The sequence below is a fragment of the Gordonia sp. DT101 genome (assembly GCF_049844895.1).
GTDB lineage: Bacteria > Actinomycetota > Actinomycetes > Mycobacteriales > Mycobacteriaceae > Gordonia.
On sequence record NZ_JBNCLX010000009.1, the window covers coordinates 18,486 to 41,266 of the forward strand.

Below are 22,781 nucleotides of genomic sequence, written 5' to 3' on the forward strand. Positions count from 1 at the left end.
AGTCGATCAACGATTGGGCAGCACGCTCACCATCAGCTACGCGCCTGCACTCGTGCGCTGGCGTACAGGCAGATCGCGGCTGCGGCAGCGAGGTTGAGACTCTCCGCGCGGCCGTGGATCGGGATCGACACCCGGTGGTCGGCACGCGCCGCGACCTCGTCGGAAAGACCGTGTGCCTCGTTGCCGAAAAGCCAGGCGGTCGGCGCGGCGAGCAGACCGTCGGCGTCGTCGAGGGATATCTCGCCGTCGGCAGCGGTGGCGAGGACCGCGACGCCGGCATCCCGGATCGCGGCTAGGCCTGCGGTGATGTCGCGCTCGCGCACGATCGGCACATGGAACACGCTGCCCGCCGAGGACCGCACACACTTCCCGTTGTGCGGATCCACCGAGTCGCCGAGCAGGATCACCGCGTCGGCGCCCATCGCATCGGCGCATCGGATGAGGGTGCCGAGGTTGCCCGGCTCACGCGGCTCCACCGCGACGGCCAGCAGGCTCGCCGATGTGTCCAGCACGTCCGGGAGGAGTCGATCGAGCAGCGCGGAGATGGCGAACACCCCGGGAGCGGTGGTGGCCTCCGTCAGCTTGGCCACCGCTCGCTCGGACAGGATCTCGACGGGGAGGCCGCCCGTGTGTGCGGAGTCGACGAGCGCAGCGAATCGATCGACGTCGCCGTCGCGCACCAGGATTCGCTGAGCCCTGCGGGTTGCGAGTGCCGATTCGACGGCATTGGCACCCTCCACGAGGAAACGTCCCTCGGAGCGGCGCACCGACGAACGGTGCAGCTTCGCATACGACACGACCCGCGATGAACGTTCGGTGAGAACTTCCATCACGGGTCGTGGAATGTCGTCAGACGCGCCGGCGTCAGGCAGCGGGCGCGTTCACATCGGCCGGCAGCGCCTTGCGCGCGACCTCGACGAGACCGGTGAAGGCCTCCGGGTCGGTGACGGCGATGTCGGCGAGCACCTTGCGGTCCACCTCGACTCCGGCGGCCTTCAGGCCCTGGATGAAGCGGTTGTAGGTGATGTCGTTGGCGCGAGCCGCGGCGTTGATACGCGCGATCCACAGCTTGCGGAACTCACCCTTGCGGGCGCGACGGTCCCGGTAGGCGTAGGTCATCGAGTGGAGCTGCTGCTCCTTCGCCTTGCGGTACAGACGCGAACGCTGTCCGCGATAACCCTTGGAGGCCTCCAGGGTCGAACGACGCTTCTTCTGGGCGTTCACCGCCCTTTTCACGCGTGCCATGTCTCAAATCCTTTGTTCGTCAGATGTCTTCGGGTCCCCGGCCTCCGGCGGCGGGGCGCAGTCTTCGGTCGGCGTCAGCGGTTGAGGAGCCGCTTGATGCGCGGAGTGTCGTTCTCGCTCACGACGGCGATCCCGTCGAGACGGCGAGTACGGCGCGACGACTTGTGCTCCAGGAGGTGGCGACGGTTGGCCTTCTGGCGAACGATCTTGCCGCTACCGGTCACCTTGAATCGCTTCGCGGTGCCCTTGTGGGTCTTGCTCTTCGGCATGTTCTTCCTTCGTTCGAGCGAGCGGAAGCCCACCCGTGGTCACCGGGTGGTTCTCGCGCGCTGATGGTCAGTGCTCAGTGGCGGATGGTGTTACCCATCCCCCTTCGCTATTGGTTGGTCTCGGCGTCTTGCGCGGCGCCGTCGGGGCGCGGTCCACGGTCGCGGCCCTGCTGGGCCTTCTGTCGGGTCTTCGCACCCTTGTGCGGTGCCAGCACCATCGTCATGTTCCGGCCGTCCTGCTTGGCGGAGGTCTCGATGAAGCCGTAGTCGGCGACGTCGTTGCCCAAGCGCTGCAGAAGTCGGTAGCCCAGCTCGGGGCGCGACTGCTCGCGACCACGGAACATGATGGTGACCTTCACCTTGGACCCGGCCTCGAGGAACCGTACGACGTGACCCTTTTTGGTCTCGTAGTCGTGGTCGTCGATCTTCGGGCGGAGCTTCTGCTCCTTGACGACGGTCATCTGCTGGTTGCGACGCGATTCGCGCTGTTTCTGCGCGGCTTCGTACTTGAACTTGCCGTAGTCCATGATCTTGCACACGGGTGGCCGTGCGTCGGGGGCGACCTCGACCAGGTCCAGATCGGCCTCGATGGCCAGGCGAAGCGCATCTTCAACACGCACGATGCCCACCTGCTCCGAGTTCGGTCCGACGAGTCGGACCTCAGGGACGCGGATGCGCTCGTTGATGCGGGTCTCAGTGCTGATGGGGCCTCCTAGATCAGTGTTCTCTGGTGACCGCGGCCCAGGATCGCTGGGATGCGCAAGCAGGTGGCTCTCCAGCAGAAGAGCCCCGCGACGCTGATGGCGTCCGCAGGGCTCCGTTACCGACCGGTTCTCCGACGCACATGTCGGACCGACGAATCTGCGCTGCTCAAAGCGGCGAGACCTCGGTATGAACCGGACCGTACAACTGCGGGTGAAACCGCGTCGTGACGGTGGGAGCGGAACTCCACTTGCGACCCCGGCGCAAACCGGGGCGGTCGTGCTATGGGAGTCTAACAGCCATGACCGAGAACTCCTATTCGTCACCTGCACAGATACCCGGTGAGGGCAACGCTGACGGTGGCGAGGGAATCATCGGTCCGGAGCAGACCGGTATCGACAACGTCCGCGACCTGGCCGATATTCCGGCCATCGAGGTGGTCACCAAGGCGATCGTGCTGCTGATGAGCGCGGCCGCCGAGAAACTGGGTCTGGCCGAGGGAGCCGACGAGGACTCCGTCGACCTCGATGAAGCGCGACGGCTCATCACCTCGCTGGCCGGCCTCGTGCAGGCCTCCACCGAATATCTCGGCATCCACGCGGCCCCGATCCGCGACGGCCTCAAGGGCCTCCAGCTGGCGTTCCGCGAGGCGAGCGCGCATCCGGACGAGCCGGGCGAGGGCCCTGGCGAGAAGTACACGGGGCCGGTCCGCGCGCCACGCCGATAGACCATCGCGCTCGTGGGCGCGACGTAGGCTGGAGTGGTGAACCCGGACAAGCGCGAGGAGCCCCAGCCCGACGTCGTCGACGCCGAGGTTGTTCTGCCGGAACCAGCATCACCGACGTCGGTGCCGGCGCCGCCGGGTTTCGTCACAGGCGCGGCAATCCCCGACCCGGGCTACGACCAGTCGGGTGTACCGACCTTCGACTTCGTCCGCGACAAGATCGAGAACCGGGTCGCCACGGCGATCGGCTCCGAGGAGCTGGCAGAGGCGTCGCCCGAGGGGCAGCAGGTCGACGAGATGATGCGCAAACGCGACGAGGCGGCCAAGAAGAAGCTCGACGAGATCCGGAAGTCGATGGGCAAGGGCTGACACCCGGTTTTGTAGTAATAGTCCGCACTGCACGCGGACTATTGCTACAAAGCGGATTCAGCCCGCCGAGGCCACGTCCTCATCGAGCTCGAGGATGTCGGCCAGGAACTTCCCGGTGTGACTCTCCGGGACCGCCGCGATGTCTTCGGGCGTTCCCTCTGCCACTACTGTGCCGCCGCCCGTTCCACCCTCGGGGCCCATGTCGATGACCCAGTCTGCCGTCTTGATGACGTCGAGGTTGTGCTCGATGACGATGACGGTGTTGCCCTTGTCGACCAGCCCGCTGATGACCCCGAGCAGCTTCTTGATGTCCTCGAAGTGCAGGCCGGTGGTCGGCTCGTCAAGGATGTAGGCCGTCCGACCGGTCGAGCGCTTCTGGAGTTCGGCGGCCAATTTCACGCGCTGCGCCTCGCCACCGGAGAGCGTCGGCGCCGGCTGGCCGAGTCGCACGTACCCGAGCCCGACGTCGACCAGCGTCTTCAGATAGCGGTGGATCGACGTGACCGGCTCGAAGAACTCGGCGGCCTCCTCGATCGGCATGTCGAGGACCTCGGAGATGGTCTTGCCCTTGTAGTGGACCTCAAGCGTCTCGCGGTTGTACCGCGCGCCATGGCACACCTCGCACGGCACGTAGACATCCGGGAGGAAGTTCATCTCGATCTTGATCGTGCCCTCACCGGTGCAGGCCTCGCAGCGCCCGCCCTTGACGTTGAAGGAGAACCGGCCGGGCTGATAGCCGCGCACCTTCGCCTCGGTGGTCGCGGCGAACAACGTCCGGATCTTGTCGAAGACGCCGGTGTAGGTCGCCGGATTCGAGCGCGGTGTGCGGCCGATCGGCGACTGGTCGACCTGGACCAGCTTGTCGAGGTGATCGAGACCCTTCACACGCGTGTGCCGCCCGGGTACCTGTCGCGCACCGTTGAGCTTGTTGGCCAGCACGGTCGCGAGGATGTCGTTGACGAGCGTCGACTTCCCCGAGCCGGAGACCCCGGTGATCGCGGTGAGCACGCCGAGCGGGAACGGTACGTCGATCCCGCGCAGGTTGTGTTCACGCGCACCGACGACGGTGAGTTGCTTGCGCCGGGAGATGGGTCGTCGGATCGCCGGCACCGGCAGCGAGTCCCGCCCGGACAAGTAGGCGCCCGTCAGCGATCGGCGGTTGCGCAGCAGATCCTTGTAGCTGCCGCTGTGCACCACCTCGCCACCGTGCTCGCCCGCTCGTGGCCCGATGTCGACGATCCAGTCCGCCGAGCGGATGGTGTCCTCGTCGTGCTCGACGACGATCAGGGTGTTCCCGAGATCCCGCAGGCGCGTGAGGGTTTCGATGAGACGCCGATTGTCGCGCTGATGGAGCCCGATCGATGGCTCGTCGAGGACGTAGAGCACGCCGGCGAGACCGGAGCCGATCTGGGTTGCCAGCCGAATACGCTGCGCCTCACCACCCGACAGCGAGCCCGCCGCCCGCGACAGCGACAGGTACTCGAGCCCGACGTCGAGGAGGAACGTGATGCGGGCCTGGACCTCTTTGAGAACCCGTCCGGCGATGGCCTGCTGACGCGCATCGAGTTCCAGGCCGTTGAGGTAATCGGCGCATTCCGACACCGACAGCGCACACACCTCGGCGATGGATTTCGGTCCGAAGGTCGGATGGTCGAGCGTGACGGAGAGGATCTCGGGCCGCAGGCGCGCGCCCTGGCAGGCCGGGCAGGGTACGTCGCGCATGTACCCCTCGTATCGCTCCTTCATCTGCTCGGACTCGGTCTGGTCCATGCGCCGGGCCAGGAACGACAGCACGCCTTCGAATTCCGTGTAGTACGAACGGGTCCGCCCGTAGCGATTGCGGAACTTCACATGGACCTGGTGGTCGCTGCCGTTGAGGATGGCGTTGCGCGCCTTGGCGGGCAGTTTCCGCCACGGGGTGTCGACGTCGAAGCCCATCTGATCGGCCAGGCCACCCATCAGCCGCAGGAAGTAGTCGGCATTGTGCCCTCCCGACCACGGGGCGATTGCACCGTCGGCCAGCGACAGATCGGGATCGGGAACCACCAATTCCTCGTCGACCTCCTTGCGGATACCGAGGCCGTCGCACTCCGGGCAGGCGCCGTAGGGCGAGTTGAACGAGAACGACCGCGGTTCGAGATCGTCGATGGCGATCGGGTGCCCGTTCGGGCACGCCATGCGTTCGGAGAACCGGCGTTCCCGATGAGGATCCGACTCGTCGAGATCGACGAAGTCGAGGACGACTATGCCGTCGGCGAGGCGTAGCGCGGTCTCGATGGAGTCGGTCAGACGCTGCTTGGCGCTCGACTTGACCGCGAGTCGGTCCACGACGACCTCGATGTCGTGCTTCTCCTGCTTCTTCAGCTTCGGCGGATCGGTCAGCTGATGGACGGTTCCGTCGACTCGCGCACGGGAGAAGCCCTGGGTCTGGAGTTCGGCGAAGAGGTCGACGAATTCGCCCTTACGGGTGCGGACGACGGGTGCGAGTACCTGGAAACGCACACCCTGGTCCATCTCGAGGACCTGGTCGACGATCTGCTGCGGAGTCTGTTTGGCGATCAGCGCGCCGCACTCGGGGCAATGCGCACGGCCGGCGCGGGCGTAGAGCAATCGGAGGTAGTCGTAGACCTCGGTGATCGTGCCGACCGTGGATCGCGGGTTCCGGTTGGTCGACTTCTGGTCGATGGAGACGGCCGGCGACAGCCCTTCGATGAAGTCCACGTCTGGTTTGTCCATCTGACCGAGGAACTGGCGCGCGTATGCCGACAGCGATTCGACGTAGCGTCGCTGCCCCTCGGCGAAGATCGTGTCGAACGCGAGCGACGACTTCCCCGATCCCGACAGCCCGGTGAACACGATGAGGCTGTCCCGCGGGAGATCCACGTCGATACCGCGCAGGTTGTGTTCACGGGCGCCGCGGACGATGAGACGGTCAACCACTTGGAGTCCTCATTCGTTGCTGACCCGACGTTCGCTCGGGTGCTGGTGTGTGAGCCGGCTGGACGCGATCCAGGCCTGGCCGGACCGCACCGCGCACACCCTAACGACGACCACCGACAAGATCCGAGGGCTCGATTGCTTCCCTGGTATTCGGAGTGTTCGACGCATGCGCGCGCTCGGCGGTCATACGACCGATGTTCAACGATACCCTCGTCGGCCGGTCGCTGTTCCTCGTGAAGCCGGTGTCCGGTCTCACCCTGCGGTAGGGGCCACGATCACCCCGGAGAGCGATGCGGTTCTGCCGTGCGGGATCAGACCCTGGATGCCATGACACGCACGTACTCACGGCCTTCGGCTTCGAGATCGGTCGCCGGCGTGATCATCCCGCTCGTGGCCGTCACGGTCGTGATCATCGTCACCATGATGCCGACCGGCCGGTCGGCGACCTCACCGCTGGATCGGTCCGCGTGGGTGCGCGGTCACGCCGAACGTGGACCGCTCGTCACGGCGGGGAGCACCTCGGTCTTGCGCGGGTCCTGCAGAGTGGCGCGGCGATATCTACCGGAGTACCGCGGAGATCTTTCAACAGCCGTACGCCCGCAATCCGACCGGCTCGCTAGCGCAAGGCCTCCGCGTGGACGCCGAGGTCTGTCGGGCCTGGACGCCGCAGGTCCCGATCCGCCTCTACAAGGTCCGCGCCGACGAACAGGCGACCACGACGAACACCGACCACTGTGTGTCGGACATGCGCTCGCGAGGGGTGCGTGCTCCGGTGATCGACGTCGGCGAGACAGTGCACGAGGGGTCGCGCCACCTGGGCTCCAACGTCGCCGGAACCGCGCAGGTCGTCCGGTGGTTCAGCGGGCTCGGGTGAATCGCGCGCACACCGGGTCTAACCTGGCGGCCATGAGCCCCCAAGATGTTTCCCTCAGCGACAGCTACACCGGAGATCTCTCGGAGTCACCCCGGCCTCAGCGGCGAACCCTCGGGTCGGCGACGATCGTGAAGATGTCCGTCGGCCCGATGGACAACAACGTGTACGTGATCACCTCCGATGCGACCGGAGACCAGCTGATCATCGATGCCGCCAACGATGCCGACCGCATCCTCGAGGTGGTCCGGTCGCTGCCGGGTACCCCGAAGCTGATCTTCACCACACATCAGCATTTCGACCACTGGCAGGCCCTTGCCGAGGTGGCCGGCGAGCTCGGTGTCCCGACGGCGGCCGGCCGCCTCGACGCCCACGAACTGCCCATCGCCCCGGACCGGCTGATCGACGACGGTGACACCGTCGTGGTCGGTGACCTCACCTTCGACGCGATCCACCTCGTGGGCCACACCCCCGGTTCGATCGCGCTCGCGTACACCGACGACGACGGAGTGCATCTCTTCACCGGCGACTGCCTGTTTCCCGGGGGCGTCGGCAAGACCTGGGAACCGGGCCACTTCGACACGTTGATCGACGACGTGTCCACGAAGGTGTTCGATCGATACCCGGATTCGACGGCCGTCTACCCCGGACACGGCAAGGACACCACCGTCGGCGCCGAGCGCCCGTCACTGCCCGAATGGCGTCGGCGCGGCTGGTGACCGACTCGCGCACCGGTGCCACTTCGCGTCCGCGTGCCTGCGTTCGCTGTCCGAGCCCGGTAGCCTCGATGAGGTTCACCACTCAAGACACGGGGGTGGACATCCGAGCTCTGTCACGAGGAGGCCGTCAATGTTGATCCGCCGAATTGCCCGACCCATGCTGGCCACAGTGTTCGTTGCCTCCGGCATCGACGCCCTACGCAATCCTCAGGCCAGGGCCGACATGTCGCGCGATCTCGTCGACAAATCGGTTCAGGCCCTCCCGAACAGCGTCACCGACAACGTCCCGACCGAGCCGGAGATCCTCGTGCGCGTCAACGGCGCGATCCAACTCGGCGGCGGAATCCTTCTGGCGACCGGCAAGTTCCCGCGGTTCGCCGCGCTGGGTCTGGCTGGTTCGCTGGTCCCGACGACGTTGGCCGGACACGCATTCTGGGACGAGACCGACCCCGACGTCCGGGCTCGGCAGCGCACCCAGTTCTACAAGAACGTGAGCCTGCTCGGCGGGCTGCTCATCGCAGCCGTCGACACCGAGGGCAAGCCGTCACTCGCGTGGCGTGGTCGCCGGAAGGCCGGCGAGGCGAGCCAGGCGATCACCGCCGCGCTGCCGATCGGCGTTGCCGCATCGGAATCGACCTGGGGCACGATCCGCGAACGCTCAGCGGAGGGCGCCCACGTACTGGGCGAGCGTTCCGTCGAGGCCGCCGAGGTCATCAAACATCGTGCGCCCGAGATCGCCGAGGCCGCTCGCGAGCGTTCCGTCGAGGCCGCCGAGGTCATCAAGCACCGTGCGCCCGAGATCGCCGAGGCGGCACGCGACCGGTCCGTCGAGGCCGCCGAGGTCATCCGGCACCGCGCACCGGAGCTGGCAGACGCCGCCCAGAAGCGCTCCGCGGACTTCGCGGAGGTGGCGCAGAAGCGTTCGGACAAGGCCGCCAAGGTGGCTCAAAAACGTTCCGAGAAGACCGCGAAGAAGCTGCAGAAACGCGCCGACAAGGCAGCTGAGCGCATCATCGACCGTGCGCCCGAATTGGCCGAAGCCATTCGCGAGAAGTCTTCCGACGCCGCCGAGGTCGTCAAAAGCCGTGCGCCCGAGCTCGCGGATCAGGCATCCACGCTCGCAACCACCGCAAAAGGCAAGGCAGCCGAGGGCGCCGAAGAAGGACGGCGGCGCTGGCGAGAGGCCCGCTCATAGACCCTCTTCCCAACCCCCGCCCGAGCGGGCCCAGCACCGACAACAGGACGGCATTCCCCGCCCACGCTTATCCATGGGCGACACCCGACGACGTCGACGATGAACTCCTCCGGCCGGATTCCGTTGCCGGCCGTGAACTCGTCGTCGCCGTCGGGTCCAATGCGTCGCCCGCTGTCCTGCGTACGAAACTCGCAGCGGTGATCCGCGACTCCAACCCGCCGATGGTCCGCCTGACGGTCTCCCATCTCGCCGTCGGACACTCCGCCCACGTCTCCGCACGGGGCTACATCCCCGCGGCGCCGTACTTCTCCCCAGGGGCGCAGCTCCATACCGTCGGCGCATGGCTCACCGACGACGAGACCGCTGTCCTCGACCACACCGAACCGAATTACGATCGCATGATGCTTTCCACCGCCGACCACCCGGTCGTTGCAGCAACCGTTGTCCCCCAGACATTCTCGCTCTATGTGTCCCGACACGGCATCCTCGGTGACCCGCAGACCGCCACGCCCCTTCCGCTTGGCTCGCAGCGCGACGCCGTCGAATGGCTCGGCGCACGCCTGGCCCATCCGGCATTGGACGGACCCACGGACGCCGTGTGCCACCGACTGGCGGAACCTGCGGTGGGTGCACGGATCACCACCTCGTTGCGGTCGGCCGACCTGGCCCGCGACGCCGGATTGGCACCGACCCGCTCTCGCGAAGGCATGGCACGACAGTGAGTTCGACAGACACGGAACACCCTGAGACCGACGTGGACTCGCGGGTCACCGAGGAACAGGCCCACCTCGACCAGGTCTATGGGCGGCTGGATCGCATGCGCGCCAATACGCAGCGCCGCCTCTCGTCGACGTTGCGCGAGAAGGGTGGCACCCCGCAGGCACGGTCGGAACGCGAATCCTATGAGCGGCTCTACACCGACGATCTCGCCAAGTTCGATGCCGCCGAACACAATCTCTACTTCGGCCGACTCGACCTCGACGACGGTGAGATCCGGCGGATCGGCCGTATCGGTGTCCTCGACGACGACGACGCGGACACCACGCTGCTTCTCGATTGGCGGGCACCTCTCTCACGCCCGTTTTACCTGGCCACGCCCGCCGCACCGGAGGAGGTGGACCGACGACGGCATGTCCGGACCCGGAGCAGGCACGTGCGGGCGGTCAACGACGAGTACCTGACTCTCGGCGACGCCTCCCCCGACGACGTCGGGCACGGGGACGTGGTCAACGAGACCGCGCTGGTGGCGGCGCTGAACGCCGCCCGCACCGGCGAGATGACCGACATCGTCGAGACGATTCAGCGCGAGCAGGATCTGATCATCCGATCCTCACATCGGGGGGTCACCGTGATCCAGGGTGGACCCGGAACCGGAAAGACGGCCGTAGCCCTGCACCGGGCCGCGTACCTGCTGTACACCCACCGGGACATCCTGTCGCGCAGCGGTATTCTGATCATCGGTCCCAATGACGACTTCCTCACCTACATCGGTCAGGTTCTCCCGTCACTCGGCGAGTCGGGGGTGCTGCTTTCCACCATCGGCGACCTCTATCCCGGCGTCCACGCGGCCGCGACCGAAACCCGCCACGCCGCAGCGGTGAAGGGCGATCCACGCATGGTGGAACTGCTGAAGCGTGCGGTGCGAGCCCGGCAGTCGCTGCCACCCAAGCCCGTTCCGGTGGACTTCGACACCTATCGGGTGATGATCGACTCCGCACTGATCAAGACGGCACGAGCCAAGGCGCGGAGTTCCCGACGCGCACACAACCTCGCGCAACCGGTCTTCCTCCGCGCCGCGCTGGACGGATTGGCGCAGGCCCATGCCCGCACGATCGGCTCGAGTCTGCTCGACGGCTCCCAATTGCTCAGCGGCGCCGACATCGCGGACATCCGCGACGAGATGAACCAGGATCCCGAGATCCGCCGTGCACTGCTGCGCTACTGGCCGTCGTTGACGCCGCAGGCGATGCTGCGCGAGCTGCTCGCCGACTCCGCCGCGATTCGGAAGGCCTCCCCCGGCTGGTCCGACGAGGATCGCAACGCACTGCACCGCACGTCACCCCGGCCCCGAAAGGATGGCGGTGATCTCACCCCCGCCGACGTCCCGCTGCTCGACGAGCTCGCGGAGCTGATCGGCTACGGCACCGATGACGCCGAGCGCGCGGAACGTGAACGCTGGCGCCGTCAACTCGCCGACGCCCAGGACGCGCTGGACATCCTCACCGGCTCCGCGCCGCAAGATCTCGAAGACGAGCTCGATCCGGAAATCCTGATGGCCTACGACCTGATCGACGCCGAACAGTTGGCGGCCCGCCAGACCGAGACTCAGCGGCTGACCACCGCCGAACGCGCACACGGCGACCGGAATTGGGCCTTCGGGCACGTCATCGTGGACGAGGCGCAGGAGTTGTCGGCGATGGCCTGGCGAATGGTGATGCGCCGCATACCGAACCGGTGGATGACGATCATCGGCGACACCGCGCAGACCGGCGACCTGGCCGGCACGCGATCGTGGGGTGATGTTCTGTCACCGTATGTCGCAGACCGCTGGCATCTGCGTGAACTGACCGTCAACTACCGGACACCGGCAGAGATCATGACCTATGCGACACGCATGCTCGCGCAGATCAGTCCGACGCAGTCCCCACCGACGTCGTTGCGAAGCAACGGGATCGAACCGGTCGCCATCCACACCGACGTCGCCAAGCGTGCACAGATCGCCGTCGAGGCGGCAGGGCGACCCGAACTCACCGGTGTGACAGCGGTGATCGTGCCCGCACGGCTCCACGACGATGTGGTGGCCGAGACGACCGACATCGATTCACCACCCCGCGTACTCACCGTCGGCGCCTGCAAGGGCCTCGAGTTCGACAACATCGTGGTGGTCGAACCCGCGGCGATCATCGCCGACTCGCCACGCGGCTACTCGGATCTCTATGTGGCACTGACCCGGGCGACGCAACGGCTGACGGTGGTCCACTCCGACGATCTGCCCGAGGAGTTGCGCGACGTGACGAACGCCCCCGACACCTGGTGACGGTGTCGAGGGCGTTCGCTTGTCGGTGATCGCGCGGTTATCGCTACGTCGTGTGCACGATCAGTACGTCGCAGGCCGACTTTCGTGCGACGTCGGCCGGAACCGAGCCGAGCAGTCGCCCGGCGATCGAGTTCAAGCCGCGGTTTCCGACGACCAGCAGATCCGCGTTGACGTCGGCGACCAGTTGCAACAAAGCGTCGACCGGCGCTCCCTTGACCGAACGGGCGTCGATGTTGCCGGCCCCCGACTTGGTCGCACGCTCCTTGGCGGTGCGCAGGATCTCTTCGGTCGGCGACGATCCGGTGATCTGATATGCCTCGTCCTTCAGCACATCGGCCGCGCCGCCCGCTCCGCGATCGTTCGGAAAGTACGCGCACGCGATGACCAGCGAAGCCGATTCGCCTGCCAACGCCCCCGCACGATCGACAGCCCTCAACGACGACTCAGAGCCATCGGTGCCCACGACGACCGTCTTGTATGCGCTCATCCCAACCTCCACGAGTCAGTCTGCCCCGCAGTCACGAGGCAGGTGTCATCCCCACACTGTAGAACCCCTGATCCGGCAGAGTAGTTGGCGGCGTGCCGGTTTGTCCGCACTTCGTGGTTATCCGCACATTTCGCGCGGGGCTGCGATCCACCACCCACCGCTGGTCGCGGGTCACTTGATACCGGCCGCGTCCATTCCCCGGAGTTCCTTCTTCAGGTCGGCGATCTCGTCGCGCAGCCGGCCCGCGAGTTCGAACTGCAGGTCGCGCGCGGCACTCATCATCTGATCGGTGAGCTGAGCCACCAGGTCGGCGAGTTCGGCTCGCGGCATCGACGACGTGTCGCGCTTCTCGATGACCCCGGCGCTGCCGCCCCTGGCCTTGGAGACCTCGCCCTGGGCCCGGCGCCCCCGGCTCGCGTTGCGACCCGAGCCACCCACCGCGACCGCCTCGTCCTCGGCTTCCCGATAGACCTGGTCGAGGATGTCGGCGATCTTCTTGCGCAACGGTTTCGGGTCGATCCCCATCTCCGTGTTGTAGGCGACCTGCTTCTCCCGGCGGCGTTCGGTCTCGTCGATCGCGTTGCGCATCGAATCGGTGATCTTGTCCGCGTACATGTGGACCTCACCGGACACGTTGCGGGCGGCACGTCCGATGGTCTGGATCAGCGAGGTCGTGGACCGCAGAAAACCTTCCTTGTCGGCGTCGAGGATGGCGACCAACGACACCTCGGGCAGGTCGAGGCCCTCGCGGAGCAAGTTGATGCCGACCAGCACGTCGTATTCGCCGGATCGCAACTGACGGAGGAGTTCGACGCGACGCAAGGTGTCGACCTCGGAATGCAGGTAGCGCACCCGGATCCCGAGCTCGAGCAGATAGTCGGTGAGGTCTTCGGCCATCTTCTTCGTCAGCGTGGTCACCAGGACACGCTCGTCACGCTCGGTGCGTTCCCGGATCTCGTGGACGAGGTCATCGATCTGTCCCTTGGTCGGCTTGACGACGACTTCCGGGTCGATCAGACCGGTCGGCCGGATCACCTGTTCCACGAATTCGCCGTTGGCCTGGCCGAGTTCATACGGGCCCGGCGTCGCGGACAAGTACACCGTCTGTCCGATCCGGTCGACGAACTCGTCCCACGTGAGCGGTCGGTTGTCGACCGCCGACGGCAACCGGAACCCGTAGTCGACGAGATTCCGCTTGCGCGACATGTCACCTTCGTACATGCCGCCGATCTGTGGCACGGTCACATGGGACTCGTCGATGACCATGAGAAAGTCGTCCGGGAAGTAATCGATGAGGGTTGCCGGCGCGCTGCCCGCGGAGCGACCGTCGATATGTCGCGAGTAGTTCTCGATACCGGAGCAGAAACCCACCTGCCGCATCATCTCCAGGTCGTACGAGGTGCGCATCCGGAGTCGTTGTGCCTCCAGCAGTTTGCCCTTCGATTCGAGCTCCGCCAACCTGGCCTCGAGCTCCTCCTCGATACCCTTCATCGCCTTCTCCATGCGCTCCGGTCCGGCGACATAGTGCGTGGCCGGGAAAATCCGCAGCGAATCGACCTGACGTACAACGTCTCCGGTCAGCGGGTGCAGGTAGTAGAGCGATTCCACCTCGTCGCCGAAGAACTCGATGCGCACCGCGAGCTCTTCATAGGAGGGGATGATCTCGACGGTGTCGCCGCGCACGCGGAAGCTGCCACGGGTGAAGGCCGTGTCGTTGCGGGTGTACTGCACGTCGACGAGAAGTCGCAGCAGGGCGTCCCGGTCGATCTCGTCACCGACGGACATCTCGACCGACCGGTCCATGTAGGACTGCGGCGTGCCGAGGCCGTAGATGCAGGACACCGACGCCACCACGACCACGTCCCGTCGCGACAACAGATTGGAGGTCGCCGAGTGCCGCAGGCGTTCGACGTCGTCGTTGATCGACGAGTCCTTCTCGATGTAGGTGTCGGTCTGCGCGATGTACGCCTCGGGTTGGTAGTAGTCGTAGTACGACACGAAGTACTCGACGGCGTTGTTGGGCAGCATCTCGCGCAGCTCGTTCGCGAGCTGCGCGGCGAGAGTCTTGTTCGGCGCCATCACCAGGGTCGGACGCTGAATCCGCTCGATGAGCCACGCCGTGGTGGCCGACTTACCGGTACCGGTGGCACCGAGCAGGACGATGTCCTTCTCACCCGCCGCGATCCGGCGTTCGAGGTCGGCGATGGCGGTGGGCTGGTCGCCGGCCGGTTTGTACTCGCTGATCACCTCGAACCGGCCTTCGGTGCGCTCGATCTCCCCGATCGGCCGGAACTCGGAATGCGCGAGTACCGGATGTTCTGCTGCAAAAGCCATAGTGCCAGGGTAAACGCGCGGTACGACAGTTGTGTTCCGTCGGCGGCGTCGGCCGCCGCGACATAGGGTGTCGGGCATGACGGGAGCTCCGCATCCGCCCAAGCGGGAGGTCTTCGACGTGCCGGCGATGACCAACACCGACAACAAGGGTTTCGTCCGGCCGGTCGAACGTTATGAGATCACCGATCACGGCCTCTACATGTCCCGGCCGGCCGATCATCCCCGGTTCTTCCACCTCGAGTCATGGCTGCTGCCCGACCTCGGGCTGCGGGCGAACATCTTCCACTTCACCGTCGGCCATCGCGACGGCCAGCGCCTCTATCTGGATGTCGGGCGGTTCGGTTGGCCCGACCACGACGGCCGCTGGCTTGCCGAGGACTGGTATCTCGACCTCGTCGACGTTCCCGGCCATCCACTCGCACTGATCGACGTGGATGAATTGTTCGATGCACACACCGCGGGCCTGCTGGGGACCGGCGAATGCGAAGAGGCGGTCGCGATCGCGACCCGCGCCCTCGTGGGTGCCGCCGAACACGGTCACGACGTCCAGGCCTGGCTGGACGCGGCCGCCGGTGGGTCGGTGTTCTTCCGGGATCACTCGTAGCGAACACGAATCGGGGCGCCCGGACCATCGTCCGCGGCGCCCCGATTCATCAGTCAGATGATCAGGCGTTCATCAGGGCAGCACGACACATCCGCTGAACGGGAGTTTCACGGACCCGGTGTCGGGGATCTCGAATCCTTGGCCGACCTGGACCGTCTTCGTGACCCACGTGATCTGCTTCGAACTGTTCACGTTGTCGGCCTGGCGTGCCTTGATCGTCCACGTCCCGGGCTTGTCGGGCGTGAAGGTGAACGTGGCCTTCGTGCCGACCGCCTTGGTTGTCTTGGGAGAGCCGATCCCGTCTGGGTCCGCGATGAAATACTGCACGTTGCCCTTAGGCGTCGTGTTGTTGATCGTGGCCTCGACGTCGTACTCACACCCCGTGCCGTAGCGATCCGCCACGGAGCCGTAACCCGAGGGCGTGGTGATCTTCAGATCTGTCACAGCGGCGCTCGCCGGCGCGGCCATGACGAGAACTGCCGCTCCGGCGCCGACGAGCGCGGTGGCGGCTCCGACAATACGACGTCACTTGGTGAAAGCCATACGATGATCTCCTTGAGGTTTGTGGATGCGGCCGTATCCCAGATATTCACGACCGATCTCAGGTATTCCACAGTTGCCGCGGATCGGCAACTTCCAGAGTTCGAGATCCCCAAGTGGATCCACGGAGTTCATCTCGCCCGAGCTGCAGCCCGCCGACGGTTCCGCACACCCGGGCGGTACCTGACCGAATTACAGGATGACGCAGGAGCTACCGGTGTAAAACGCCTGCACGACGGTGAGCTCGCCCGTGGTCTTCGTCGAATTACCTTGCTTGGCGGTGATCGTGTACTTGCCCGGCAGCAGCGGAATCCAGCTGTAGACCGCCTTGTTGTCGTTCGGGGTGACCGACTTCGAGCCGGCCACCGTGCCGGTGACCGTGAACTGAACCGGGTCCGCGGAGCCGTCGGTGGTCGCGATGACGCCATACCCGCATCCCGCGCCGTACCGATTCTCCCCGACCGATCCGAGCAGGGCCGAGTTGTCGATTTGCAGATCCTCGGTCAGCGCCGCGTTCGCCGGTGCGGCCAGCACGGCACCCACTGCGGCGATACTCACGAACGCGACGGCCGCCGACACGGCGCGACCTCTCGTGCATACACCCATGGCTGTTCTCCCTCGACTCAGAGCAGTGACGTAGGTCGCACCTGTCAGGTGCGGGCTTCACGCTAGCAAAGCTCGACACCCACAGCCGGACGAAGCGGCATATCTGGCCACGAACGTATCCAGAGTTCATCCGATCACGGGACAGCTACCCGTCGAAGCTCCCGCGCTTCCACTCGGCGACACGGCGATAGGCGTCGTCGAACCACGGTTCCTTCGTTCCCACGTAGCGGTCGAGATCACCGTCCGCCCCGGCCATGGCCGTCTTCTTGATCTGGGCATACTCGTCACGTGCAGCATCATCGGCCCGCAGCCAGTCACGGAAGTCGATCGCGAACGCGCCGCCCGGCGAACCGGCGGGCCGTACATGCACGTTGACCGGACGGCCAGGGTCCGCCGAGCCGTGAAAACGCTTCCCCCACAGCCCTTCGTCGACCGAACCGGTCGCCGGGTCGGGCTTGGGACGGTCGCCCTCGATGCCGGGGACGCGCGGAAACCCGCCGTCGGCGAGCACGTCGACGAGTGCATCGGCCACGCCGAGGTCGGCGACGGTGACCTGGACGTCGATCGTCGGTTTCGCGGCGAGTCCGGGGATTGCCGTGGAGCCGATGTGGTCGATGGCCGTGGCCTTGTCCCCGACCACCGCCCACAATCGGTTCACGATGCGAGCCCCCTGGGCAGCCCACGCCGGGTTCGGGTCTGCCAGCGTCAGCGGACCCCGCACCCTGGTCCGGGACCGGACATTCTGATCGAAGGGCACCAGACGGTCGTCCCACAGCGCGGCGGCCGCGGCGGCGAGATCCTCCGGTGTACCCGAGTTGTCGAGCCACACGTCGGCGACCGCACGCCGCTGCTCATCGGTGGCCTGCGCTCCGATCCGGGCCCGGGCGTCGGCTTCCGGCATGCCACGTGCCGTGGTCAACCGCGCAATCCGCACCTCCGCGTCCGCGTGCACGATCACGACCAGATGGAAGAACGGGGCCATGTTCCCCTCGACCAGCAGGGGGATGTCCTGCACGACGATCGCGTCGTCGGGAGCGGCATCGAGGAGTTCCTGGGTGCGCTTCCCGACCAGCGGATGCGTGATCGAGTTGAGCTTGGTGCGCTGCTTCTCGTCGACAAATGCCTTGGCCGCAAGCGCCGGCCGGTCGAGGGTGCCGTCGTCGGCGAGGATGTCGTCGCCGAACGCCGCCACCAACGCAGCCAATCCGGGTGTCCCGGGCTCGACCACTTCACGAGCGATCTTGTCCGCGTCGATGTGGTACCCGCCGCGTTCGATGAAGGTCTTCGCCACCGTCGATTTCCCGGCACCGATGCCGCCGGACAGCCCGAGTCTGATCACCCGACCAGTCTCGCAAACCGCACGACGCCGGTTCCGCCGGGCCGCCCCCCGGGTCAGCCGGTGACGCCCGTGAGTTCGATCGTCGACCTGGTCAAGTCGGCCTGCCCTTGCCTCTCCCCTGTCACGAGATCGACTGCGACCACTGCTTTGGCAGTCGGATCCGCGACGTAGGCGATGCCATCCTGGACGTGTACGTTCGGCATCGCCGCCTGCCATTCGTCGGGCTCGGTCCACGCGCCGATCACGTCGATCTTCTTGATCTCGGCGCCGGTGACCGGGTCGTACACATGGAGCGCGCCGTCGGTGCCGAGGATCACCGCTGAGCCGCTCGGACCACGCTCGATGGACCGGAAGCTGTAACTCGCGGGGAGCGTCACGACGCGCATCTGGCCGGTCCGCGTATCCGTGAGTGTGAATCGGTTCGGGGACTCGAGTTCTGCGTCCTTGTCGGTCTTGTAGTCACCCAGCACGATAGCGGAGTCCGCGCTGCCGACCTGATTGCCGATCCGGCCGTAGGCGTCCGGGCTGTGCACCTTCTGGATCTCGTTGCCGCGCACGATGAGGATGCCGTCTTCGCAGCCGAACGTCAGCACTCCGTGGGCGGCCGCGGTCTCGCCGTGGACACCGGGACACTGATCGTTGCGGGCGATCTCCGTGCGATCCCTGTCCAGGATGACAATCCCGCTGCGGGTCTCCTCGTTGCCCGACGTCACCACCAGTGAACCGTCACCGCGCGACACGGCGACGCCATGATGCGGCTCCGGCGCGGTGTACTCGGAGGATTTCGCGTTGCCCCGCAGCAACTCTGCCGGCTCGACGATGTCGACCTCGCCGGTGCCGTCGGTGAACAACGTGATGCGGGCATCGTGCGGTACGACGTGGCCCGGCTCCTCGCCGCCGAAACGCATGTCGGTCATCGTCGGAGGTGTCGTGTAATGATGCCCGTGGTCACCGTGCTGCCGCGTCCAGGTGCCCATGTCCAGAACACGGAATCCGCCTGCCTCCGATACGAACACGTGGCGGCCGTTGTCGGCGCTGTTGAGACGGATGAATCCGTCGGTCGGGATGTCGGCGATCTGCTGCAGCGATTCGGCATCGAGGACGAGGATGCCACCGTCGTAGCTCAACGCCAGACGCGGTGTCGCGCTCTGCTCTTCGACCGGCGCCGAACTCGCCGGCGCACCGCTGGCGGCCGTCGATTCTTCCGAGCCGGGACCGCAGGCGGTCAGGGCGAACGACGACGCGACAACCATCGCGACGACCTGTGTCAGTTTTGTCCGTTGTGATTGCACGCGGGACAGTCAACGTGTTGATGAAAATTATTGTCAACAACTTATGATTGCGCCGGCTCGGCGGCCGGCCCGGACATGACAAAGCTCCCCGGCTCAAAAGGAGCCGGGGAGCTTGTGTGGAACTACGAACCGCTGATCAGGCGTTACCCGAAAGCTTCTCGCGAAGTGCGGCGAGCTGCTCGTCGCTGGCGAGCGAGCCACCGGTCGATGCGGGAGCGCTGGCACTGCTGGGCGCGCGGCCCTCAGATGCCGACGAGTAGTCCGACGGTGCATTCTCGGCCTCGGCGGCCGCAGCGGCGAACTTCTCGATCTGCGCGGTGTGCATCTTGTGGCGACGCTCGGCCTCGGCGTAGCGGGCCTCCCATGCCTCACGCTGCTTCTCGAAGCCCTCGAGCCACTCGTTGGTGTCGGCGTCGAAGCCCTCGGGGAAGATGTAGTTCCCCTGCTCGTCGTAGCTGTCGGCCATGCCGTACTTCGACGGGTCGAACTCCTCGGTGTAGTCCTCGTTGGCCTGCTTGAGGCTCAGCGAGATCCGGCGACGCTCCAGGTCGATGTCGATGACCTTGACCATCGCGTCGTCACCGACGGAGACAACCTGATCCGGCACCTCGACGTGGCGCTCGGCCAGCTCGGAGATGTGCACCAGGCCCTCGATGCCCTCGTCGACGCGGACGAACGCACCGAACGGCACCAGCTTGGTGACCTTGCCCGGGACGATCTGGCCGATCGCGTGGGTACGTGCGAACTGACGCCACGGATCTTCCTGGGTCGCCTTGAGCGACAACGACACCCGCTCGCGATCGAGATCGACGTCGAGGACCTCGACGGTGACCTCGTCGCCCACCGCGACGACCTCGGACGGATGGTCGATGTGCTTCCAGGACAGCTCGGAGACGTGCACCAGACCGTCGACCCCGCCGAGATCGACGAACGCGCCGAAGTTGACGATCGAGGACACGACGCCCTTGCGGACCTGGCCCTTCTGGAGCTGGTGCAGGAACTCGCTGCGCACCTCGGACTGGGTCTGCTCGAGCCATGCACGACGCGACAGGACCACATTGTTGCGGTTCTTGTCGAGCTCGATGATCTTGGCCTCGATCTCCTTGCCGATGTACGGCTGGAGGTCGCGCACGCGACGCATCTCCACCAGCGACGCCGGGAGGAAGCCACGCAGGCCGATGTCCAGGATCAGGCCGCCCTTGACGACCTCGATGACGGTGCCCTTGACGGCCTCGTCCTTCTCCTTGAGCTCCTCGATGGTGCCCCAGGCCCGCTCGTACTGGGCGCGCTTCTTGGACAGGATCAGGCGGCCTTCTTTGTCCTCCTTGGTGAGGACCAGAGCCTCGACCTCGTCACCGACGTTGACGACCTCATTCGGGTCGACGTCGTGCTTGATCGAGAGTTCACGGGAAGGGATGACGCCTTCGGTCTTGTAACCGATGTCGAGCAGAACCTCGTCACGATCGACCTTGACGATGGTGCCCTCGACGATGTCGCCATCGTTGAAGTACTTGATCGTGGAGTCGATGGCGGCGAGAAAGTCCTCGGCCGAGCCGATGTCATTGACGGCTACTTGCGGCGAGGTGATCGTGGGGGACGACATATGTTGCGTTGCTCCGGACAGGTGTGTAGTAGGTACAGTTTTTTCGAGTCTGTGGAACGGCATGGACCGCCTCCGTGCGATTCGACCGACGAGCAGTCGTCCACCGGATTGGCATGCTGAACCGCGCGTTATCGAGCACACGCGCGTGAGCAAGCGTACTCCAGGGCCGCTGTACTGGGCAAATACGTGCCACAAGGAGGTCGACGCATGGTCCATTCGCTCGAATTGCTCCTCGACGAGGCCTCTGACCAGTACATACGTGACGAATGGCACACGCTGGACAGTGCCGGCCTGCCGAACCAGAGCACCATACGGTCCGGCAGCAACCGCCCACACGTGACGCTCGTGGCCGCGAAGCGCATCGCCGGGGCGGCCGACGCGGCCCTGGCCCCGGCGAGTCTGCGACTGCCGTTCGCCGCCACGATCGGGGCACCGATCCTGTTCGCCCAGGGTTCTCGCACCACCCTCGCGCGGATCGTCGTCCCATCGACCGAACTGCTGTCAGTGCACGCCCAGGCGATCCGGTTGCTCACCGATCACCTCGGCGACGGGGAACCGACGACGATGGCGCACAGCACACCCGGATACTGGACGCCCCACGTGACGCTCGCCCGCCGACTGGACCCGGATCAACTCGGCCGCGCGCTCGCCGCACTCGACTCCCGCGCCACCATCGACGGTTCGTTCGTCGGACTGCGGCATTGGGACGGCGACGCGAAGACCGAGTTCGTGTTGGGTGGACGCGCCTGCTGACAAACGAATGACCAGCGAAATCAGTGCTGGCCCTCGTCGGCGGCACCGGCGCATCATTGATGCATGACCACATCACCGCGGAACGTCGTCACCGCCGACGAGTTCGCGGGACGTCTGTTCGCCTCGGCGCTGGCAACCGCGGAGACGATGAGCGTCTACCTGGGTGATCGGCTCGGCTGGTACGCCACCCTCGTCGAGCACGGCCCCCTCACCCCCGACGAACTCGCCGAGCACAGCGACACGCACCCGCGCTACGCGCAGGAATGGGTGGAGATGCAGGCCGCGTTCGGCATCCTCGACGCCGACCTGGGTGCCGACCCCGTGCGGTTCTCGATCTCGCCGGGAGTCGCCGAGGTCCTCACCGACACCTCCAGCCTCTCGTTTCTGGGCACGCTCCCCCAGATGTTCGCGGCCTCGTTCACTCACCTGCCCGAGTTGCTGGACGCCTATCGCACCGGCGGCGGGGTCAGCTGGGAGCGACTCGGCGTGGACGCGCGCGAATCCCAGGCCGGGATGAACCGGCCGTGGTTCGACCGGCAACTCGCACCCGCGCTGGCCGGTGTCGAACACCTGCACAGCCGGCTGTCGCGGCCGGGTGCGCGGATCGCCGACATCGGGTTCGGCGGCGGACACTCCACCGTCGCGCTCGCGAATGCCTATCCTGAGGCAACGTTCGTCGGACTCGACATCGACGCGGAATCGGTGGAGATGGCCCGCCGCACCGCATCCGATGCGGGTGTCGCGGATCGGGTGGAGTTCCTGCTCGCCGACGGCGCGGACGCGTCCGCCCGGGGCCCCTTCGATGCCGCTTTCGCCTTCGAGTGCCTGCATGACATGCCCCGTCCTGTGGAGGTGTTGTCGGCAGCTCGTGCTTCGCTTGCGCCGGGTGGGTCGATGGTCGTCATGGACGAAGCGGTGTCGGATGAATTCGCCGGTCCCGCAGAGGATCTGGACAAGATCATGTACGGGTTCTCGCTGTTCGTGTGCCTGCCCGATTCGATGAGCTCGCCACCCTCGGCGGCGACGGGGACCGTGATGAGACGGTCGACGCTGACGTCCTACGCACGCGAGGCCGGGTTCACTCGGGTGGACGTCCTCCCGATCGAGGACTTCAGCTTCTTCAGGTTCTACGAACTCGTGACACACTGAGGC

General features: G+C 66.1%; 22 protein-coding genes. 10 read left to right on the forward strand and 12 right to left on the reverse strand.

Annotated features, from left to right (window positions below; genetic code table 11):
* Positions 1 to 32 precede the first annotated feature (32 nt).
* The 4 genes from ACLQ3I_RS22290 to infC all read right to left on the reverse strand — a co-directional run bounded on the left by ACLQ3I_RS22290 (position 33) and on the right by infC (position 2,281).
* Positions 33 to 830 carry a TrmH family RNA methyltransferase gene (locus ACLQ3I_RS22290; RefSeq protein WP_425794797.1) on the reverse strand — a complete coding sequence of 266 codons (798 nt, stop codon included), beginning with the start codon at positions 828 to 830 and terminating at the stop codon, positions 33 to 35.
* A 34-nt stretch (positions 831 to 864) separates the two neighbouring features.
* Positions 865 to 1,245 (reverse strand): 50S ribosomal protein L20, encoded by a 381-nt coding sequence (gene rplT / locus ACLQ3I_RS22295; protein WP_005178731.1) that lies wholly within the window; start codon positions 1,243 to 1,245, stop codon positions 865 to 867.
* A 74-nt stretch (positions 1,246 to 1,319) separates the two neighbouring features.
* Positions 1,320 to 1,514: a 50S ribosomal protein L35 gene (gene rpmI / locus ACLQ3I_RS22300; protein WP_161058883.1), complete on the reverse strand. Its 195-nt coding sequence runs from the start codon at positions 1,512 to 1,514 to the stop codon at positions 1,320 to 1,322.
* A 107-nt stretch (positions 1,515 to 1,621) separates the two neighbouring features.
* Complete coding sequence (gene infC, locus ACLQ3I_RS22305) at positions 1,622 to 2,281, reverse strand: translation initiation factor IF-3 (protein ID WP_425794849.1); 660 nt, start codon at positions 2,279 to 2,281, stop codon at positions 1,622 to 1,624.
* Positions 2,282 to 2,517: 236 nt separating this feature from the next.
* Here infC and ACLQ3I_RS22310 point away from each other — a divergent pair, with 236 nt between their 5' ends.
* Together ACLQ3I_RS22310 and ACLQ3I_RS22315 are read left to right on the forward strand one after the other, a co-directional pair.
* Positions 2,518 to 2,943, forward strand: coding sequence for a DUF1844 domain-containing protein (locus tag ACLQ3I_RS22310; RefSeq protein WP_425794801.1), 426 nt, complete (start codon positions 2,518 to 2,520; stop codon positions 2,941 to 2,943).
* A 33-nt stretch (positions 2,944 to 2,976) separates the two neighbouring features.
* Positions 2,977 to 3,309 (forward strand): PspA domain-containing protein, encoded by a 333-nt coding sequence (locus ACLQ3I_RS22315; protein ID WP_425794803.1) that lies wholly within the window; start codon positions 2,977 to 2,979, stop codon positions 3,307 to 3,309.
* A gap of 57 nt (positions 3,310 to 3,366) precedes the next feature.
* Here ACLQ3I_RS22315 and uvrA read toward each other — a convergent pair whose 3' ends face one another.
* Entirely contained in the window at positions 3,367 to 6,249 is a 2,883-nt protein-coding gene (uvrA, locus tag ACLQ3I_RS22320; protein WP_425794805.1) for an excinuclease ABC subunit UvrA, read from the reverse strand.
* A 634-nt stretch (positions 6,250 to 6,883) separates the two neighbouring features.
* On the opposite strand from uvrA, the gene ACLQ3I_RS22325 reads away from it, so the two are divergent.
* From ACLQ3I_RS22325 to ACLQ3I_RS22345, 5 genes are all read left to right on the forward strand, one after another.
* Positions 6,884 to 7,123 (forward strand): hypothetical protein, encoded by a 240-nt coding sequence (locus ACLQ3I_RS22325; protein ID WP_425804856.1) that lies wholly within the window; start codon positions 6,884 to 6,886, stop codon positions 7,121 to 7,123.
* 32 nt (positions 7,124 to 7,155) lie between these two features.
* Positions 7,156 to 7,839, forward strand: coding sequence for an MBL fold metallo-hydrolase (locus ACLQ3I_RS22330; protein WP_425794809.1), 684 nt, complete (start codon positions 7,156 to 7,158; stop codon positions 7,837 to 7,839).
* 130 nt (positions 7,840 to 7,969) lie between these two features.
* Positions 7,970 to 9,034: a DoxX family membrane protein gene (locus ACLQ3I_RS22335; protein ID WP_425804859.1), complete on the forward strand. Its 1,065-nt coding sequence runs from the start codon at positions 7,970 to 7,972 to the stop codon at positions 9,032 to 9,034.
* Positions 9,035 to 9,231: 197 nt separating this feature from the next.
* Entirely contained in the window at positions 9,232 to 9,756 is a 525-nt protein-coding gene (locus tag ACLQ3I_RS22340) for a hypothetical protein (RefSeq protein WP_425794813.1), read from the forward strand.
* A complete protein-coding gene (locus tag ACLQ3I_RS22345) occupies positions 9,753 to 12,071 on the forward strand; it encodes a HelD family protein (RefSeq protein WP_425794814.1) in 2,319 nt (772 codons plus the stop codon). The genes ACLQ3I_RS22340 and ACLQ3I_RS22345 overlap by 4 nt, the downstream gene beginning before the upstream one ends.
* Before the next feature lie 43 nt (positions 12,072 to 12,114).
* Here the strand turns inward: ACLQ3I_RS22345 and ACLQ3I_RS22350 are convergent, their stop codons facing one another.
* Both ACLQ3I_RS22350 and uvrB read right to left on the reverse strand, forming a co-directional pair.
* Positions 12,115 to 12,558, reverse strand: coding sequence for a universal stress protein (locus tag ACLQ3I_RS22350; protein ID WP_425794815.1), 444 nt, complete (start codon positions 12,556 to 12,558; stop codon positions 12,115 to 12,117).
* A gap of 171 nt (positions 12,559 to 12,729) precedes the next feature.
* Positions 12,730 to 14,892, reverse strand: coding sequence for an excinuclease ABC subunit UvrB (gene uvrB, locus ACLQ3I_RS22355; RefSeq protein WP_425804862.1), 2,163 nt, complete (start codon positions 14,890 to 14,892; stop codon positions 12,730 to 12,732).
* Between the two features lie 76 nt (positions 14,893 to 14,968).
* Here uvrB and ACLQ3I_RS22360 point away from each other — a divergent pair, with 76 nt between their 5' ends.
* Positions 14,969 to 15,496, forward strand: coding sequence for a DUF402 domain-containing protein (locus ACLQ3I_RS22360; protein ID WP_425804864.1), 528 nt, complete (start codon positions 14,969 to 14,971; stop codon positions 15,494 to 15,496).
* 72 nt (positions 15,497 to 15,568) lie between these two features.
* Here ACLQ3I_RS22360 and ACLQ3I_RS22365 read toward each other — a convergent pair whose 3' ends face one another.
* From ACLQ3I_RS22365 to rpsA, 5 genes are all read right to left on the reverse strand, one after another.
* Positions 15,569 to 15,940, reverse strand: coding sequence for a hypothetical protein (locus ACLQ3I_RS22365; protein ID WP_425804867.1), 372 nt, complete (start codon positions 15,938 to 15,940; stop codon positions 15,569 to 15,571).
* A 288-nt stretch (positions 15,941 to 16,228) separates the two neighbouring features.
* A complete protein-coding gene (locus tag ACLQ3I_RS22370) occupies positions 16,229 to 16,642 on the reverse strand; it encodes a hypothetical protein (protein ID WP_425804870.1) in 414 nt (137 codons plus the stop codon).
* A 145-nt stretch (positions 16,643 to 16,787) separates the two neighbouring features.
* Positions 16,788 to 17,981 carry a dephospho-CoA kinase gene (gene coaE / locus ACLQ3I_RS22375; protein WP_425804873.1) on the reverse strand — a complete coding sequence of 398 codons (1,194 nt, stop codon included), beginning with the start codon at positions 17,979 to 17,981 and terminating at the stop codon, positions 16,788 to 16,790.
* A 53-nt stretch (positions 17,982 to 18,034) separates the two neighbouring features.
* The gene (aztD, locus tag ACLQ3I_RS22380; protein WP_425804875.1) at positions 18,035 to 19,273 is read right to left on the reverse strand and encodes a zinc metallochaperone AztD; all 1,239 of its coding nucleotides are present in this window, start codon (positions 19,271 to 19,273) and stop codon (positions 18,035 to 18,037) included.
* A 136-nt stretch (positions 19,274 to 19,409) separates the two neighbouring features.
* Positions 19,410 to 20,876 (reverse strand): 30S ribosomal protein S1, encoded by a 1,467-nt coding sequence (rpsA, locus tag ACLQ3I_RS22385; RefSeq protein WP_425794823.1) that lies wholly within the window; start codon positions 20,874 to 20,876, stop codon positions 19,410 to 19,412.
* A 207-nt stretch (positions 20,877 to 21,083) separates the two neighbouring features.
* Between rpsA and ACLQ3I_RS22390 the strand changes: the two genes are divergently transcribed.
* Together ACLQ3I_RS22390 and ACLQ3I_RS22395 are read left to right on the forward strand one after the other, a co-directional pair.
* On the forward strand, positions 21,084 to 21,629 hold the full coding sequence (locus ACLQ3I_RS22390; protein WP_425804877.1) for a 2'-5' RNA ligase family protein: 546 nt from the start codon (positions 21,084 to 21,086) through the stop codon (positions 21,627 to 21,629).
* Positions 21,630 to 21,692: 63 nt separating this feature from the next.
* Entirely contained in the window at positions 21,693 to 22,778 is a 1,086-nt protein-coding gene (locus ACLQ3I_RS22395) for a class I SAM-dependent methyltransferase (protein WP_425804879.1), read from the forward strand.
* Positions 22,779 to 22,781 lie beyond the last annotated feature (3 nt).